The sequence below is a fragment of the Paraburkholderia sp. PGU19 genome (assembly GCF_013426915.1).
Taxonomy (GTDB): domain Bacteria; phylum Pseudomonadota; class Gammaproteobacteria; order Burkholderiales; family Burkholderiaceae; genus Paraburkholderia.
The window spans coordinates 1,234,244-1,251,446 of record NZ_AP023181.1 but is presented as its reverse complement, the minus strand read 5'-3'; the positions used below and the strand labels follow the sequence as shown (position 1 = coordinate 1,251,446).

The window sequence follows — 17,203 nt, the reverse complement described above, 5'->3', positions numbered from 1 at the left end:
CTAATGGATTGGTCGTACGGGGCTATGCTCGTCCGGATGCCGCCGGTTAGGGTTGAGGCCGTACCCGTTTGGTGAAAATTGGACAGCGGAGGCGCGGAAAAGTGGCCGGCGCATGGCGTCGCCGGCCAAAAGGATTCCTGGAATTCCGAGGCCCACTAGTCCAGGAACCTGAGGATGCGCAGTATGCCACGGCTGTATTAAGGAAAACTTAAGACGGACGTCAAAGATCATTGACTCGTCGCGGAGGTTAAACGCATGTGGTTATACACAACTTGACGTATCGAAGGCGATGCTGGAATAGCAAAGCAGTCGGAAGGGGGTTGTTAACGATGTGGATTTCGCGTTTACTCTCGGATTTTCGGCATGAAGATTCGAGACGACGCGGGGGCATGGGTGGACGAGGAATTCGAAACGCTGGATCTGGGTGATCCACGGCGAGACCGGCGCGCGAAGGAACTGGTCAAACGGTTTGCCAGCCGGCCGACGGCCAGTATCCCGGGCGCGTGCGAAGACTGGGCCGAGACGATGGCGGCCTATCGCTTTCTGGGCAATGAGCGCATCGACTGGCGCGACATGATGCAACCGCATTGGGATCGCACCACAGCGCGCATGGGGCAGTTGCCGGTGGTGCTGTGTATTGCCGATACGACGGAGCTGAACTTTAACGGTCAGGACATCGAGGGTGCCGGCCCGCTCAGCTATGAAGCACAGGTGGGCATGTACCTTCACGCGACCTACGCGGTAACGCCGGATCGCGAACCACTGGGCGTAATCAATTCGTGGATGTTTGCGCGCGAGCCACGCGATGCAAACGGCAGGCGTGGCGGCGTGAAAGAAAGTGTGCGATGGATAGAAAGCTACGAGATCGTCGCCGAACAGGCGGGCAGCCTGCCTGACACGCGGCTGGTGTACGTGGCCGATCGTGAAGGCGACATCGCGGCACTCATGCAGCGTGCGCAGGAACTGGGTGAACCGGCGGACTGGCTGATTCGCTCGCAGCACAATCGCGCCTTGAAGGACGAAGAAAAGCTGTGGGACAAGGTGCACGCGAGTCACACGCTTGGCCATATCAGCTTCGTGTTGCCCGGGCGCAGTGGCCAGAAGGCGCGTGAAGTGAAGCAGGAACTGCGTAGCCAGCGCATCACGCTGCCAGGGCGAGCCGGTATTACGCTTACCTGCATTGAGGCGTATGAGGTGGAAGCACCAGCGGGCGTAAAGCCCGTCATCTGGCGTCTTGTCACCAACCGCGAAGCGGGTGATACGGATGCGCTCACCGAACTCGTTGACTGGTACCGCGCGAGGTGGGAAATCGAGATGTTCTTCAATGTCCTGAAGAACGCCTGCCGGGTTGAGGCGCTGCAGCTCTCGCAGATGGAGCGGGTGGAGAAGGCACTTGCACTGTACATGGTCGTATCGTGGCGCATCGCACGGCTCATGCGTCTAGGCAGAACGTGTCCAGAGCTGGACGCATCACTGTTCTTTGCAGCTGACGAGATACATGGCGCTCACGTGCTCTCGAAAAAGCCACGCCCGAAAAAGACACCAACGCTCAACCAGATGATACGGATGATCGCGTCACTGGGCGGATTCCTCGGGCGTAAAAGCGACGGTGAACCGGGCGCGAAGACGCTGTGGATCGGCATGCAGCGGGTCATGGATGCGGTGATCACCATCCAGATCTTGCGCGACGGTTATGACACTTCTGTATAAGGAAATGGGTTAAACGGCCTTCCGGATTAGTGTTGGGCCGTCTGACCTGACGAAGAAATTGATGTCGCAATGTGTTGTGCGGTTGCTGGACGTTGATATAAATATCCTTGCGCGTAAGGAACTCCGACTGACTCCAGACCGTCGTGCTGCGATTGCGTCTCCACGCCCTCAGCGATGACTTGGAGGCCGAAATGCCGAGCCAGCGCAACGATTCCCGCTATCAGGTCGGCTCCACCGGTATCGACCTGCGTGACGAATTGCCGGTCGATTTTGATGTAGTCGAACGGAAAACGACCAAGCAGGTCGAGATTGCTGTGCTCAGTCCCGAAATCGTCAATCGCGAACTTCACACCCTCGGCTTTCAGTGCGGAGAATGCGGCAGATGTTCGAGCACTTTCTGAGAGCAAAAATCGCTCGGTGAGTTCAAGCACTAGCGTGGTATTCGGCGGCAAGCTCCTGACTGTAACTACGACCTCGGCAATGAAACCTTTGCGCTCCAGATCACGCGGTGCAATATTGACGGCGATTCTCAAGGGCAAGGCCGGTGTCAGCGCTCTCATTTCCGCGAGTGCTGTTTGAAGAACGAAGCGAGTCACCTCTTCGAGCATGTCGCTAGACTCGACTTCTTCCATGAAGACAGCCGGACTGATTGGCCCCCATTTCGCGTGATGCCAGCGAAGCAGGGCCTCTACGCCTACCACGCTGCGGTCAGATACGGCAACGATAGGTTGATAAACGACGTGGAACTCATTGCGTTTTAGTCCTTGCCGAACCGCCGCCAGCAGTAACCGACGTGGCGCAAAGGCGAGCAGATACATAGCTGCGATGAGACCGGCTACGAGCAAGCCTACGGCACCTGAAGCTACTGCGAAGCTCCAGCGCTTGCGTGTCGTTAGGCCAGGCGATGATGCTACGAGGATCACGAACGGCCAAGCGCGGGACGTAACATGCGTTGAATAAGCGGCATTGACACCGATTGCTGAAAAGAACCGCCCTTTGTCGTCGAGCACCCCGTTTCCTTCAATCGCGAAAGCGGCACGCTCGGCTCCATATCTGACCCCGTGCACCAGCACGTCCGCCACATAGTCGCCTTCAATGATGTACAGCGCACCGCTATTGCTCGCTGTCGAACTGAAAACGGTGAGCACCGGGGTACCCGCTTGGAACGGTGTTTGTGCGAGAAGCGCGATGCCCTGTGTGCGATGTCGAGGTGGCACATAAGCGGACAGAGGAACATCTATAGGCCCCAGCGCGGAGGAGCAATACACGCGGCCATTCTGGACAAGGGCGACCGCGCGCACGTAGCGCAGATGTGTTTCCAGTTCTGCGAGCCTGCGCTCGACCTCGTTGCAAGGCAAGCCGGTAAGTGCCTCCACGTTTGCGTGGCTTCGGGTGCTGGCGCTGTCAAGGACACGGTCGACAGATGCCGCCAAGTCATTACCTATGACTCGCTCGTTCTCCCGGAGCGCTAGTGTCGCAAGGTGTTCGCCCAGGCTGATCGCGATGATCATGAGCAAAGCGCCACCGGCGACCCCGACGCCCAGCGATAGTCTCGATGAGAACCGCCGAAACGAAGATGGAAGCGTAGAAGATTCGGAATTTCGTACAGCCTTCGTGTTGAAATTGGACATCTTGCGGTGAGGGAGAAAAGCATCCCTACGTTATTTGATCGTCGCAACAAACTATATCCCAAGAAGATAACGCATATCGATCGATAGACCAATCGCGCCGTGACAGTTCTGAGCGTTGGCTTAAACTCGATTTTGCATTACGTTGCACGGCCCGCAACGCTGTACGCGAAGTGGCGCAACGTCGCTCATAGCACCGGACTCTGGATCATGTCTTTCGGATTTCTTGTTCTGAAAAATATGCGAAAGTAGAGTGCTCGCGTCAGCCGGCGCGAATTATCGATTATGAAAGGAGTTGCGCGATGCTATTCCCTCGTCAGACGGCACCTGCACTTGTCGTTGATACTCTGGACCACGGTTCGTTCGATCTCGCCTCGGAGGTGCCTGGGCGAATGACGCTGATTTGTTTTTATCGCGGGTTTCATTGTCCCACCTGTGCAATGTATCTAAGAGAGCTGGAACGACTCACGCCAGAATTCGCTGAGCGAGGCATTACGACGATTGCCATCAGTTCCGATAGCGAACCTCGCGCGAGAGAGATGCAGAAAAAGGTTGCAGCTAACAGCTTGCGCATCGGTTATGGACTACCGCTAACAGAAGCCCGAAAATGGGGACTTTATATCTCCACATCTCGTGGCAAATCATCCATCGGGGTCGATGAGCCCGAAATGTTCTCCGAACCGGGCTTGTACCTGCTGCGTCCGGACCGGACCATTTACTATCTTTCGGTCCAGTCTATGCCATTCGTGCGCCCCAATTTTAAGGAGCTACTGCAGGCTCTCGATTTTGCGATTCAGCATGATTACCCGGCGCGCGGCGAGTACGCAGGCGAACTTTGAGGCCGGTTCATGATGCTTTGAGCGTTCTCCGTGAAGGGGCGAGCGCTCACAGTGCAGCTAGAACCTTCTCATGAGAATTCTGCAGTCTGCAGTGTGCTCCATCGCGCGCTTTGCACCGCATGTGTACGCAATGCGATTGTCGTGCATGGTGGCGGAACGCGGAGCCGATGATCGCATTGAAGATGAAGACGTTTTTCTGCACGCGCCCGAGGGCTGTAGCGTCTCAGGCTCCCTCCGAGAGTTGACACGCCAACCGGCGTGGCCGGTCGCATTGGCATCTGGAAGACACCATCGGCAACGGTTGAAACACCGTTGCCCGTCAGCGGGACCACCGCTATTCCTGTGTACAGACTCGCACCATCGAGCTAATGGTCACCGAATGATCTCGGTGACCGACTTTAAGCTGCAAGCCGGCACCGAGACGCCAATTTCCCTGCTAACCAGTCCGTGTGTCCTCGTTGGAAGCCGTCCACGAGTCCTATGCCGCGTTCGTCACAGCTCGAAGCGGTGTGTTCTATGAGCGGCGTGGGATATCGATAACCTTCGCAACGGCCGGGCGCGCGAGGACCGCCTGGAATGCACGCGTTACATGCGGGAAATCGGTGATACCGACCAGATCCGCAGCTTCGTAAAAGCCGACGAGGTTGCGCAGCCACGGAAAAGTGGCCATGTCGGCGATCGTGTACGCGTCTCCCATGATCTAGGAGCGCTCGGCGAGGCGCCGATTGAGCATGTCTAGCAAGCGCCGCGATTCTGCAACGTAGCGATCGCGCGGGCGTTTGTCCTCATAGTCCTTCCCGGCGAACTTGTTGAAGAATCCGATCTGACGGAACATCGGGCCGATTCCGCCCATCTGGAACATCAACCATTGAATCGTTTCGTAACGGCCTGCCGCGTCATCCGGGATGAATCGCCCGGCCTTGTCGGCGAGATAGATCAGGATGGCGCGTGATTCGAAGAGGGCGAGCGGCTTCCCATCCGGCCCTGTGGGATCGAGGATTGCCGGAATTTTGTTGTTGGGATTGAGCGAGAGAAACTCGGGTGACATCTGATCATTCGTATCGAAGCGCACTAGATGCGGTTCGTACGGTAGCCCGGTCTCCACAAGCATCACCGAGATCTTGACACCGTTCGGCGTTGGTAGCGAATACAGTTGGATGCGCTCAGGATGCTGCGCGGGTCATTTCCGTGTGATCGGGAAGGCGGAAGGGTCGTTCATAGGTGCACTCGCTCAAACGAGCAGGGTCAATGCGCATGGAGCGCCATGCGGCGCGGCATCATGGTGGCGGCGTACCGCGCATCCTCAGCCGCTCCGAAGGATTGGCGGCTATATAGTCTGGATCTTGCGGGCGATGGCCCGGAGGCACAGAGCCAAAAACCGCCTGATTTTGTAGGCCATATAGAGCACTCAGATGAGTTTCAGAATGCGTCGTCCGAGTTTTTCGGCGGTGCTCTCGGAGTCAATATTAGTAAAGCCAAGTAGCAGGGCCGGCTCGACCTGTTTGCTGATGCTCCAGTCGGTTAGAGCTTGCGCATACATACCATGACTTCGTATGCGCTCGGCGAGGGGACAGTCAGACCCGCCACGCCGCATGCGCAGTACTAGGTGCATCCCTCCCGGCTGCGGTTCGATCCGCATGTGCGCTCCGAGGATTTGCTCCAGGCCGGTTGCCGCCGTTTTCCTACGGTCGCTGTATAGCCTGCGCATACGCTGGATATGTCGGGCAAAATGACCTTCAGTCAGAAAATCAGTAACTATAGCCTGCGTAAGCTGCGGTCCGCCGCCCGAAAAGATCTGGCTGATGCGTTCGAACTGTTCGATTTGTGCTTCCGGTACGACAAGATACGCGAGTCGAACACCCGGAAACAGAACCTTACTGAACGTGCCTGCATAGAGCACGCGTCCGTCGCGATCGAGGCTCTTGAGAGCGGGTAGCGGACGGCCGACGTACCGGTATTCGCCGTCGTAATCGTCTTCCACAATCCACGCCTTGTTTTTTGACGCCCATTCGAGCAGTGCCAGGCGCCGCGGCAGAGACAACGACATGCAAAGGGGACTCTGATGTGCGGGCGTAACAATGGCAGCACGCGCACGTGATGCAGAGGCAATTCCCTGCGCGACGATCAGTCCTTCCTCGTCAACCGGGACAGGGGTGACCGTTATGTTTGTGTGTTGCAACAACAATCGAGTAGGCGGGAAGCCGGGATCTTCGACCCATACCCGATCGCCTGGCTCGAGGAGCGCATGGACGATCAACTCCAATGTATTGCGATACCCAGACGTGACGAATATTTGTGACGGGGAACAGTCGATGCCACGTGCGAGTTGAAGGTACGTGGCGATCGCACCGCGCAACGCGGCCAGACCATGTGTGGGGGGATAGACCATGTCGGACATCTGCGCGGCCCGTATGCAACGCGCGCCCAAACGGGTCCACAGCCTGCGGGGAAAGGCGTCTAATGCCGGTAGTCCCATCTGCAGCGGTAGCAGCGAAACCGGGCGCATGTTCAACGTACCCGCGGCGTAAGCGGGGGGTGGCTCGGCAGTTGCTGGCGCCGACACCCGCGGCTTTAAGCCTGGCTCAACAAAAGTGCCTGCCTGGCCGCGAGGCTGGAAGTATCCCTCCGCTATCAGTAGCGAGTAGGCGGTCTCAATGGTTCCCCTGGACAAGCCCAACTCTTTGGCCAACACGCGAGCCGACGGTATGCGGTCGCCTGGAGCAAGGCGGCCGTCGGCGATCGCGTTGCGAAACCGGACATAGACCTGCCGGTAGAAGGGCTCGGTGGAAGCCGGGTCGAGTGGAGGAAACGTGTTTGTTTGTGTGCGAATCATGGCCTGGTGAGCTCACCGAATCTTGGCTCTATGCGATATGCCATCGAATTCATAGTATAAGCCTTGGTGGCACTCCGCCGCTGGTACTTAGGAGCCTATGATGCCGATTCTTACCGCCGACATGCTCGACATAATCCAGCGCACGATCCTTTCGTTCGTCGCGACAGTAAACAAAGACGGATCGCCGAACCTTTCGCCGAAGGCGTCGCTTATCGCACGCAATGACACATTGTTTTTCGCGGATATCGCCTCGCCTCAAACCATCAAAAATATCCGACGTAATCCGGAAATCTCTATCAATGTAGTCGATGTCTTCTCCCGCCGAGGGTATCGCTTCAACGGAAGGGCTACTGTGCTGCCCGTTGGGGATGTTGATCGGGAGTTCGTCGCGGAATGGGTTTGGCGGACGAACGGCTCGGATTATCCGGTTGATCACGTCGTCCGGATCGATGTGCGCGAGGCGTTACCACTGTTGTCGCCTGCCTACCGCTTTGGAGAGAGAGCTTCAGAAGAAGCGCTTCGAGAAGCATATATGACGAAATACGGTGTCCAGAAACGCGATCAAAACGCGCTGAAGTAGGCGAGACCGTTCAGACCACTGCGAGACACCATCGGCGACACGTCGGTCACCCGGCCGGTCTGCTAACACCGGGGACCGGGAAGCAATCACCGTTGAGGTTCTTAATATCCTCCTCAGGCATGAGAGACGAACATCACTTACACTCCAGACCACCGAGACGTTATTCGCCGCATCAGATGCAAAGAACATACCCCTACAAAGGTTTAGAAGTAACCGTAGACCTTGAATCTGTGTGGGAAGCCACAGGCAGCGCGGTGCCGTCGCTGCCCGTCGGCTTCGTCGTAATCGTGAGCATCGGGGGAAAGGGGATGCCAAACTCGCTCAGTCCTCCTATCCGCGTGACAAACGACAACAAAAAGTTGTTCGGAACCGAAGCGGCTGCACTCATGGCAGGGTTCAGCGCCGCCCAACGATTGATTGATCAAATGTGCTTATCGCACTGATTGTGGTTGACGCTGTCGCCAAGGCCCCCACGGCCTTGGGCGACTGATCTAGGGGCCGGCAACGACGAGTTCTCCTTGCGCTCGCGTCGGCAATCATCTTGACACAAGTGGCGCTTGTGACTCCGACGATTGGCGGAGTTAGGAGCGAGCGTCGCCAACGACTGAACGCGCGCTTGGCCACCGAGACGTCCGAAAGTTCGGCTCAGTAAGCTCTGCGTGTAATGATACGAATGAGCATTCTTTTGCGTCGGGACGGACTGGTGAGAGGCATCGACTGGGCATACAGTGAAGACTCCTGATACGACGTGCGAACGCGCTTCGTCGAAATAAGCGAAAGGTGATCCGTATGCTGAAGATCTCATCTCGTTATAGTCACTTCGTTTTTGGCGTTCTTCAAGCGGGGCTGACTAGTGCCATCGCCGCCGCGATTGCGAGCATTTCATTTCTCAAAGGCGGCATGTTTGTACCGCATTGGCTGACGTCATGGGGTATTTCATGGCTGACCATGCTTCCTGTGGTTGTGACTGCGGCCCCGTTCATTCGCAGGCTTGCGGAGCGAATCGCGAGTTGAAATGCTGCTGCCCTCAGCTCCTGGCTGCCGTGATATGCGCGGTGAGGAGGGGCCTTCTTTTCAAGACGGCCATCTCCCGACGCCAGAATGGGCGCTGCCGTCTTAAATCGCGTTGATGATACGCGTCACATACCGGATAGGCTCATTTTGTTATTACGAGACCTTCTGGCCCCTTCGAACCGCACGTGAGCGCGATCATCCTCGTGCTGCCGCGTGGTCTGTAACAGGCTCCGGACTGCGTCGAGCGCGGATTTCCCCATCCATGCCGTGGCGAGTGCCAGAGCGTTCGCGCTGCTGATGAAGATGGCGCCGTGCTCCCACATTAGCGCCTTGAAGAGCTTGTGCAACTGGTCTTACCGGCGATTCTTCACCTGCATGTACACGCGCCTTCTATCGGCCTGAATGAGGCGCAGCATGGCGGAGTCGAATTTGATTCCGAGCGAAACGGGGAAAGACTATGGCCTCTCGAATGACATGGATGACGCTTCAGGGAGTGTGATTGTCTTGGCACTGTGATGGTGGACGAAATACAACTGACAGGGAATCCCGTCAAGCTGCTCGCACTAGCCCAAACAAATCACGCGAGTGGCTCTTGTGCTAACGGAAGCGCTTTGTTTCCAGCAAATCGGCACCTATGGCTTTAGGTGAGCGGAGGTTGTGAGCGGCTAGCATCCACCTTTTCGTCGATGGCTTTTCGCCGCATGGAAGGTTCGCTCTCGCGGGCCGTGTTCTCGCGAGAGCGATAGTTTAGATACGAACTCCGAGCATGCCTGCCACGATGATTACAGTCCAAACCGAGCTAGCGGCGATAAGGGTCCAGCAGATTCGGTTTGCTTTTTGGATACTTACACCGTGCGCCAGCATAACGGTCCGGAGACCACAGGCGATATGCGAAAGAACAAACAATACGCCGAGCGAATAGTGAGGAATCAGGCGTTCCGACCACGCGTCGCGAATCAGACCTGTCGGTTCATAAGTTGCCCACGCATAGTCGGTATCTGTCCCAAAGTAACGGGCGAGAATAAATACAGAATTAATATGCGAGGCAATGAAAATGACAAGGTATGCGCCGGTTGCCGTCTGGACTGCCCCGAGAAAGTCCTGTTTGAGGTTAAACTTCGGCGCCAACAGTACGAGACCGCTTACGATTTGAAAGAAAAAAAGTGCGATCAAAATAGGTTCAAGCCATCCTGCCCGATAAACGTGGCGCAGCACAAGCATGACGGACTTATGGACGTCGGTGCCGAAGATGCCGACAGCGTGGTTACCCAGATGAGGAAAGAGGTACACTCCGATGATGGCGACGGATGCTACACCATGGAGCACGCGGACACGACTCGTGTTTACGGCCGGTCGCGAGAGGACGGTATCACTTCGCTCGGTTGAGAGCGTCAATAGGCTTCCGACAATCACAGCAGCCCATAAGCCGAGCCATACCTTTCCGTCTGCCCCGTTTATTTTCATGAGGTAAAGCAGAACCCCTACGATGACATACAGCGGCGGTGAGGCAAATGTTAGGTGCGCAAGACGACGCAAAATGACGGTTTGCCTCCCACTTACATCGAGCCGGCCGAGCGTCAATATGCTGACAAACGCGCTAGCAGGTACCGCGTATACCAATGCCATAGCGAACAACGCACCAGCGGTGCTGTGGTTGCCGGTCGCTTCGTAGAATTTCGCGAGATACCACGGATAGCCTAGCGCCAGCACGGTCGGCGCGAAGTGCCAATAAAGTGATGAGGTCCGATCAGCTCGAGCAATCGTAGAGTTCATAGTCGTGGTTCCGAGTGTTTCACCGCGCGCAAGCGCGGAGATTTGCCGCGTAGATGACGCTTTACGATTCTAAGATTTTGCAATTGGGGATGTGGGCCGAAGTTGGCCGCACGAATTGGGCCGTACAAAGACATTCGTCTGGGAAAACGAACGGTCGATGGAAATGTGAAATTCAGGGGAGGGCGCGTGGACGACCTTTTAATCCGGCTAGACGGCGTGGGTCCGATCCAGCAGCAAGTGTACGAAGGCATCTACTCTGCCTTGACAGACGGGCGACTGGAAGCGGGACAGCGGTTGCCTGCGTCCCGAACTTGGGCGATCCAGCTCGGGGTGTCCCGCAACACTATAAGAGAGGCCACCGCGGCATTGACAGCGGAGGGCTGGCTCGAGGCCCGCGTAGGCTCGGGTTTATACGTACGCACGAGTCCACAACAGAGTAGTTCTCCCGCTATTAGTTCCGGGTCACGATTACGTCTAGCCGAATGGGCCGCGCGTCTTCCAGTGAAGACATTCGTGCTGCAGGACAAGGACGTTGATGTAGATTTTCGACCCGGCAAAGTTTCCGAGGAAGCCGAACAGGTTCTTCGGCGCAGGCGCTTAGGCCGATGGCCGTCCGATACGGAGCCGGGGCGCCTTTCAGAATATGGCCCACCAGAGGGGGATGCACGTCTACGCGAGCGGATTGCGGCCTATTTGCGGCAATCGCGATCGGTTCGTTGTACCGGCGCGGATATCGTCATTACCACCGGCACTCACCAGTCACTTGATCTTCTGTCGAGGCTATTGCTGGGACCGCGGACGTCGTTTGGTGTGGAGGATCCAGGTTATCCCGTCATCGCCGAGATTGTGCGGCTATGCGGGAGTGAACCTTTTCCTCTTCGAGTGGACGAGCAAGGGGTCAAGGTCGACGAAATTCCTGAAGGACTCGTCGGACTTTACTGCACCCCCAATCACCAGTTTCCGCTGGGCGTTACGCTCGCGCCGGCGCGACGGAAAGCGCTGCTTGCACGTGCGGCGAAAGACGATTTCGTGATCCTTGAAGATGACTACGACTGTGAGTTTTACCATGGAAGAATGCCAGTTCCATGCCTCCAGTCGGCTGACAGGGAGCAACGCGTCATTTATCTGGGCTCTCTGTCAAAGACCTTGGCGCCGGCCTACCGGCTTGGGTTCATTGTCGCACCTCCTTGGCTGCTCGATAGCCTTAGAAGGGCAAAATGGATTGTTGACAGGCAAACGTCCATGCTTGTCCAGAATACCTTGCTGCAGTTCATGATAAGCGGCGATTTCGCTGTTCATCTGGCCGGCATGCGTGCTGAGTACAAGAGGCGGCGCGCGATTCTGCTCGAAGCGATCCGAAGCCGTCTCTCGACATGGCTCACACCCTTAGACTCGACGTGCGGCCTGCACATTTCCGCACGAGTGAATGCTGGTTACGACATCGACTCGATGTGCCGCGTAGCAGATGAAGAAGGCGTTGGCATATATAGGGGGGACACCTTTTCCAGCGTGGGGCGTGCGTCCAATATGCTGGTGTTCGGTTTTGGCGGAACACCAGTACAAGAAATCACCAAAGGTATCAGCCTGCTCGCCGCGGGTTGGCAGAGCCAAAATCGCTCGATCCGGGTACGCTCGTAGCGACTTAACGCCTTGACACTGTCTAACTCGTGGGCGGTGTCGCCTCACGTCCAGCGAAGAACATCGGCGGTCCCTAGTAATCGATAGCAGAGGGGCCGCCGGGACATTGTCGCGCCCGATCCCTCGACCAGGATCATTGAGGGATTTCAGGTCAGGAAGGACCGCGCCGATGTCCCAGTCGAATATACAATTCTTGTACCTATCGAGCGGCGGCCGTTCTTCTAGACTGTCGAGTTGGCAACAAATCCATCTCAGTGACATCCGCGTGTTCGAGTCACACGGACAATGATCAGGATCGTATTCTTGGCGACAGCGACATACGGGAACTGCCACCAAATCTCGACGGAGAAGAGGTCCGAGTCAAAGGGTTCCGGCCGCAGCGAAGGCGGGGCTGGGCGGTTATCGGCTCGCTGAATGGTTCGAGCGGACCTTGATCGCGGTAAATGGGTTCTCGATTGCGGAAAAACCCGATGACCTGATACGCCGAATCCAGTCGGCGAATATTTCGCCAGCGATCGCGTTGATCATCTTCACCAATACCTTTAACAGAATCAGCGACACCGCCGGCGATTTTCTGTCGGTGAAGGAGGCGTTACGTAATCATGCCAACCGGACATCCACTGCTCAAGTCAACGCCCGTTCGCGCATCCAGTGCAGTACGCCTGAATCTTGAGCTTGGCGTGGGAATAGGTTTTCGCCATTCGCATTACGCTGACTTCCTCGCGGCAAAGCAGCCGGTTGATTGGCTGGAGGTCCATACTGAAGATTACATGGGCGATGGTGGCTACAATCTGCACGTTCTGGAGCAGGTCCGGCGGGATTATCCGTTAAGTTTCCATGGGGTAGGGCTCGGTGTCGGTTCGGCGGGACCGCTAGACCTCTTGAGCACCTTAATCGAGTCGCATCACTGGTTAATCGATTTCAGCCAGCATTGGTATCCGAGCACCTGTGCTGGTCGACTGTGTTGTCGCGTCATCTGCACGACTTGCTACCTTTGCCGTTTACGTTGGAGTCCCTCGATGTGGTGACACGGCACGTCGCCCAGATGCAGGACGTGTTGAAGCGGAACGTCTTGATTGAAAATGTCTCGAGCCATGTTCGCTTTCGACAGGACGAGATGACAGAAAGTGACTTCCTTCGGGAACTTGTGCGCCGCACAGGCTGCGCGATTCTCCTCGATGTGAATAACCTTCATGTGAACCTGTGCAATCACGGTGAAGATGCGTTCGACGCGCTGGAGCGGATCCCTCCGGATGCTGTAGCGGAGATTCATCTCGGAGGACATCTGGCTACAGAGCACTTTGTCGTGGATCACCATGGCGACAGAATATCAGCCGATGTATGGCAGCTTTACGGTTACGCGGTCGAGCTTTTCGGGTCCGTATCAACGCTCATCGAGTGGGATACGGACGTTCCTCCGATCCGAGTTCTTCTGGACGAAGCGTCGACGGCCAGAAGGGTTGCGGAAGCATTCGACAGGGGAGGGAGCGATGGACAAAACTCTTGAAGATGTGCAACTCGACTTTGCGATTGCACTGCTGAACATCAAAGCCGAGCAGGGCTTGCTGGTCTCTCTTGTCGGTGATGAAGCGAAGAACAGAAAGCGCGTCGCTTTCTATCGGGACAATCTCAGGCAGATGTGGAACAGGGTGTTGGCATCCGCTTATCCGGTGCTTCGCGAGCTGCTGGGCGGCGACTTCTTTTTGACGCTTTCGCGCGAATACGGCGCCGCGGATCCGGCGCGGTCTGGCGACCTCAACCGGTTCGGAAGCCGGATGGCGGAACTGCTGGAGGCTTGGCCTCCGACCGCCACATATCGCTATCTGGCAGATGTTGCCCGTCTTGAGTGGCTTGTCCACCGAGCCCATTTTGCGGCGGACGCGGTGACGCAGTCGCCGGAACAGTGGGCTCAATGCACGCGAGAGACATTAGAAAATTCTTCGATCCGGCTTCATCCGTCCGTTGAGCTGCTACATACTTCGACGAGCGCCGCGGATCTTTGGCTCGCGGCTCGCAACTCTCGGGAGAACCTCGAGCCACGCGATTGCGAACGGCCACAGTGGATGGTTGTGGTCCGACCTCTCTGGATACCGGAGGTGGTGGTGGTATCGCCGAACGCCTTCGCGATGCTGCGTGCCCTTCGCAACGGTGCCGCGATGGGCGATGCGCTCGACGCCGCGCTGGCGCGTGACAGCAATTTTGACTTTGAGCGTAATTGGCAAGTGTGGGTCAATTACGGAATGGTCGTCTCCAGTTGAAATCTTCCGCCAGCAGCCGTCCGCGACCGCGCGCGGTGCAGAAAGGGCGTGAATTCCGACCGTGAGACGCCTACGTCTCGATGCGAGAATGAACTGCCAGCACATTGATCTCGCAATGATGGAACATGCGTGTTCCTACCGCGTTGTTCGCTGGCAAAGCTGCTGCACTAATTTCTGCTTCGCCTGGGCCGCTAGGCGGGCTTCGTTCGCAAACGGGTATGAAAGGGCAGTCCCGGACAAGCTTGGGGCTATCGTTGTTCCCCAATCGTTCGCGCTGGGTCTTGCGCATGAGGCGTTCGACGAGAATGGTCAACCGCTGGACAGGATGGTCGCAAAGCTCGTGTCTGACGTCGGTGCAGCGCTCTATAAAGTATCTGCTCGCCTGTCGTAAACTTTTTCCTTCTGACACCGCGATTATATCGGTGGAAACATACGGCATCCGTTTGAAAATACTGTCGATGATGGACAAGACTTCCTACTGCGCCGTGCGTTCATCGCTGGCAGGCTCAGCACTGTACCTCAGACCGGAATCGGGGTAAGCAAAATCGATGAGTCTGGCTGTTTAGACGTTCGGGGCGCTGACATAATTGTGAGATCGTCGCCGCATCCGTAGAGCAGGACAAACGAATTGGATAGGTGAATATAGCCGTCTCACAAATGGATTCGATGGCGCACCAGAATGACGCGCTTGTTGAGCAAGCCGCAGCCTCTGTCACTTCACTTGAATTCCGGGCGATCGAACTCCGGTTGACTGTGTCGCGGGTCAGACTAACTCTCCCGTAGACGCGGCGGCAGGTTAAAGCCGGAATCGAGGGAATCGTCCGTCTTCCTCGCAACTCGGTAGAAGACAGACAAGGCAGGTCGGCGAGCACTTCCGACGCCTTCTGAAGTCAAGAGAGACTTGGTTCTGGCCGCTCGCCGCGCGCGAGTCGGAAGCGTGACTCGAAGGCATCACTCCTTGAACAAGTGCGAAGAGTGCGTCACTGCTCCGCCGGCACGGATTGCTGCCGCAACGAGAGCCGCTTCGGCAAGCTGCTCGTCGGTGGCTCCAGCGTTGCGAGCGTCTTTGGTATGCAGTTCGATGCAGTAAGGACATTGCGTTGTCAACGCGACCGCGACCGCGATGAGTTGCTTTTGCTGAACGCTGAGCGCGCCTTCAGCGAACGCCGCGTCGTTAAACGCCCAGAAGGCTTTCGCGGCTGCAGGTGCGTTTTCATCCAGTTTCTTCAGGCGGCCGAGGTTCTTCATGTCGATCATCATTCTCTCCATATTCAAAGGTTGGTGAGGGAATAATATCGAGTGCTCGGTTCTATTTGGTCTCGATTTGGTTCGAATTCTTCCAGCTGTGCCTATCCGCTTGTGGCGCGATTTCGGGCTGTGAGGTTTTAAAGCGTCAAGACCCCACGTCGTGCACAGGATTCATCGTGGGTGGGCGAAGTTTAATGCGGCCGGCTTGCCTCCACATACCATGCATAGGTCAACCCGATAGTTCGGGTCAGCATTCCCGATTTTTCTTATGTTTTGACTCCAGGCGGGCAATCTCGCGGATTTTCGTCCTTACGACTCTGATCCCGTCGAAGACCAAGCAGGTCAGCTTTAACAAACCATCGTTCCCATCACCGGCAGGGCTGATTTGCAGCTTGGCCGTCGGGCTTTAGCGTCCCTTCAACCTCGAAAATCCCTCCTGCCGCGCCCCGAACCCAAGTACCGTGGACGCACCTTGCATGCGATAAAGTATATACATATGAGAAGGTGGTGTAACGTAGGCATCTTGATCTACGGGGATTTGTGCAAAACATCGCAAATGTATAGACATGATTTTTTAACCTTGCTAGGCTTCAGTATTGGCTGGCTGCTGATCGCGACGTGTGCGGCTTAACAGTCCCATATCCACGACTGGAGAATAACTAAATGCAATCTATTCATCTCACGTACCTCAACGGCCCCGACATCGCACATTTGGCGTTGACAGATCAGGAAATTCTGGACGCGGTGGAGAAAGGATTGGACGCACAGGGCCGAGGGCAAACCGTCATTGAGCCCCGCGTGCACCTGATTCCGGAAAGTTCCGAAAAAGGGCACTTCAATGTGCTGCGTGGTGTGATCCATCCGTTGGGCCTCGCAGGAGTCAAGACGGTCGGAGACTTTGTTGACAACTATAAGCACGGCCTACCGTCGGAGTTGGCTCTTCTCAATCTGTTCGATCCACAAACCGGCGTACCGAAAGCAATCCTGGACGCGACCTCGATCACTGACATGCGCACTGGCGCGACAACTGCGCTCGGCGCTAAGTATCTCGCGCGCAAGGACAGCAAGGTGCTCGCCCACATCGGGGCGCGCGGAACCTCATACTGGAATGTGCGATTGCTCGACCACTTCTTTAATTTCGAGGAAATTCGCGTGCACTCGAAGCGTACCGAAAGCCGCTACGCGTTTGCCGCGAGGCTTTCGCACGTTCTTCGCAAGCCGGTACGCGTCGTCGATAACTGGGAAGCATGTGTACGAGATGCGGATATCGTTGTCGAGGCATCTCGTCTACCGGCCCCGGAGCCACTACTCAAAACTGAGTGGATCAAAAAGGGAGCCTTCGTGGTGCCGTACGGCACGATGAGTGCCGTCGAGTTCACGTTGACGGACATCATGGACAAGATGATTGTCGATGATTGGGGGCAATGTAGGAAAGGTCTCCCGTTTGGTGCGCTGCGGGCGCACGTCGACGCAGGCAAACTGAGTGAGGAGACACTGCACGCCGAACTCGGCCAGATCGTCGCGGGCGTGAAGCCGGGACGTGAAAGCGATGACGAAACTATCCTTTTCTGGCATCGAGGTCTTAGCCTGAGCGATATCGCGCTCGGGCACGCGTTGCTGGAAAAAGCGAAGAATTTGGATATCGGTCAAACGCTGCGCTTTGCCTGATCCAAGGATGTGCT

15 protein-coding genes and 1 pseudogene are annotated in these 17,203 nt (G+C 56.5%); 10 read left to right on the top strand and 6 right to left on the bottom strand.

Annotated elements, in window-relative coordinates:
* Positions 1-414: 414 nt before the first annotated feature.
* Positions 415-1,710 (top strand): IS4 family transposase, encoded by a 1,296-nt coding sequence (locus H1204_RS35345; RefSeq protein ID WP_243468804.1) that lies wholly within the window; start codon positions 415-417, stop codon positions 1,708-1,710.
* Between the two features lie 26 nt (positions 1,711-1,736).
* Here H1204_RS35345 and H1204_RS35340 read toward each other — a convergent pair whose 3' ends face one another.
* On the bottom strand, positions 1,737-3,221 hold the full coding sequence (locus H1204_RS35340) for an EAL domain-containing protein (RefSeq protein WP_243468811.1): 1,485 nt from the start codon (positions 3,219-3,221) through the stop codon (positions 1,737-1,739).
* Positions 3,222-3,640: 419 nt separating this feature from the next.
* Between H1204_RS35340 and H1204_RS35335 the strand changes: the two genes are divergently transcribed.
* Complete coding sequence (locus H1204_RS35335) at positions 3,641-4,177, top strand: peroxiredoxin-like family protein (protein ID WP_180733376.1); 537 nt, start codon at positions 3,641-3,643, stop codon at positions 4,175-4,177.
* 514 nt (positions 4,178-4,691) lie between these two features.
* Here H1204_RS35335 and H1204_RS35330 read toward each other — a convergent pair.
* Both H1204_RS35330 and H1204_RS35325 read right to left on the bottom strand, forming a co-directional pair.
* Positions 4,692-5,336 (bottom strand): annotated as a pseudogene (locus H1204_RS35330) (glutathione S-transferase N-terminal domain-containing protein).
* 249 nt (positions 5,337-5,585) lie between these two features.
* Positions 5,586-7,010 carry a PLP-dependent aminotransferase family protein gene (locus H1204_RS35325; RefSeq protein WP_180733375.1) on the bottom strand — a complete coding sequence of 475 codons (1,425 nt, stop codon included), beginning with the start codon at positions 7,008-7,010 and terminating at the stop codon, positions 5,586-5,588.
* 100 nt (positions 7,011-7,110) lie between these two features.
* Here H1204_RS35325 and H1204_RS35320 point away from each other — a divergent pair, with 100 nt between their 5' ends.
* Positions 7,111-7,590 (top strand): pyridoxamine 5'-phosphate oxidase family protein, encoded by a 480-nt coding sequence (locus H1204_RS35320; RefSeq protein WP_180735145.1) that lies wholly within the window; start codon positions 7,111-7,113, stop codon positions 7,588-7,590.
* Between the two features lie 789 nt (positions 7,591-8,379).
* The gene (locus H1204_RS35315) at positions 8,380-8,604 is read left to right on the top strand and encodes a DUF2798 domain-containing protein (RefSeq protein WP_180733374.1); all 225 of its coding nucleotides are present in this window, start codon (positions 8,380-8,382) and stop codon (positions 8,602-8,604) included.
* A gap of 747 nt (positions 8,605-9,351) precedes the next feature.
* Here H1204_RS35315 and H1204_RS35310 read toward each other — a convergent pair.
* Positions 9,352-10,377 (bottom strand): hypothetical protein, encoded by a 1,026-nt coding sequence (locus H1204_RS35310; RefSeq protein WP_180733373.1) that lies wholly within the window; start codon positions 10,375-10,377, stop codon positions 9,352-9,354.
* Between the two features lie 501 nt (positions 10,378-10,878).
* Here H1204_RS35310 and H1204_RS35305 point away from each other — a divergent pair.
* The 5 genes from H1204_RS35305 (at position 10,879) to H1204_RS35290 (ending at position 14,273) form a co-directional block, all read left to right on the top strand.
* Positions 10,879-12,015, top strand: a complete 1,137-nt coding sequence (locus tag H1204_RS35305) for a PLP-dependent aminotransferase family protein (RefSeq protein ID WP_243468810.1) — start codon at positions 10,879-10,881, stop codon at positions 12,013-12,015.
* A 430-nt stretch (positions 12,016-12,445) separates the two neighbouring features.
* The gene (locus H1204_RS35300) at positions 12,446-12,688 is read left to right on the top strand and encodes a hypothetical protein (RefSeq protein ID WP_180733371.1); all 243 of its coding nucleotides are present in this window, start codon (positions 12,446-12,448) and stop codon (positions 12,686-12,688) included.
* Entirely contained in the window at positions 12,618-13,043 is a 426-nt protein-coding gene (locus H1204_RS52740) for a DUF692 family multinuclear iron-containing protein (protein ID WP_274608240.1), read from the top strand. The genes H1204_RS35300 and H1204_RS52740 overlap by 71 nt, the downstream gene beginning before the upstream one ends.
* Entirely contained in the window at positions 12,947-13,522 is a 576-nt protein-coding gene (locus H1204_RS52735) for a DUF692 domain-containing protein (protein WP_274608239.1), read from the top strand. The genes H1204_RS52740 and H1204_RS52735 overlap by 97 nt, the downstream gene beginning before the upstream one ends.
* Entirely contained in the window at positions 13,506-14,273 is a 768-nt protein-coding gene (locus tag H1204_RS35290) for a DNA-binding domain-containing protein (protein ID WP_180733370.1), read from the top strand. The genes H1204_RS52735 and H1204_RS35290 overlap by 17 nt, the downstream gene beginning before the upstream one ends.
* A 70-nt stretch (positions 14,274-14,343) precedes the next feature.
* On the opposite strand, the gene H1204_RS35285 is transcribed toward H1204_RS35290, so the two are convergent.
* Together H1204_RS35285 and H1204_RS35280 are read right to left on the bottom strand one after the other, a co-directional pair.
* Positions 14,344-14,742: a hypothetical protein gene (locus H1204_RS35285; protein WP_180733369.1), complete on the bottom strand. Its 399-nt coding sequence runs from the start codon at positions 14,740-14,742 to the stop codon at positions 14,344-14,346.
* A 482-nt stretch (positions 14,743-15,224) separates the two neighbouring features.
* Positions 15,225-15,530: a carboxymuconolactone decarboxylase family protein gene (locus H1204_RS35280; protein ID WP_180735144.1), complete on the bottom strand. Its 306-nt coding sequence runs from the start codon at positions 15,528-15,530 to the stop codon at positions 15,225-15,227.
* Between the two features lie 654 nt (positions 15,531-16,184).
* Between H1204_RS35280 and H1204_RS35275 the strand changes: the two genes are divergently transcribed.
* On the top strand, positions 16,185-17,189 hold the full coding sequence (locus tag H1204_RS35275) for an ornithine cyclodeaminase family protein (protein ID WP_180733368.1): 1,005 nt from the start codon (positions 16,185-16,187) through the stop codon (positions 17,187-17,189).
* Positions 17,190-17,203: the final 14 nt, after the last annotated feature.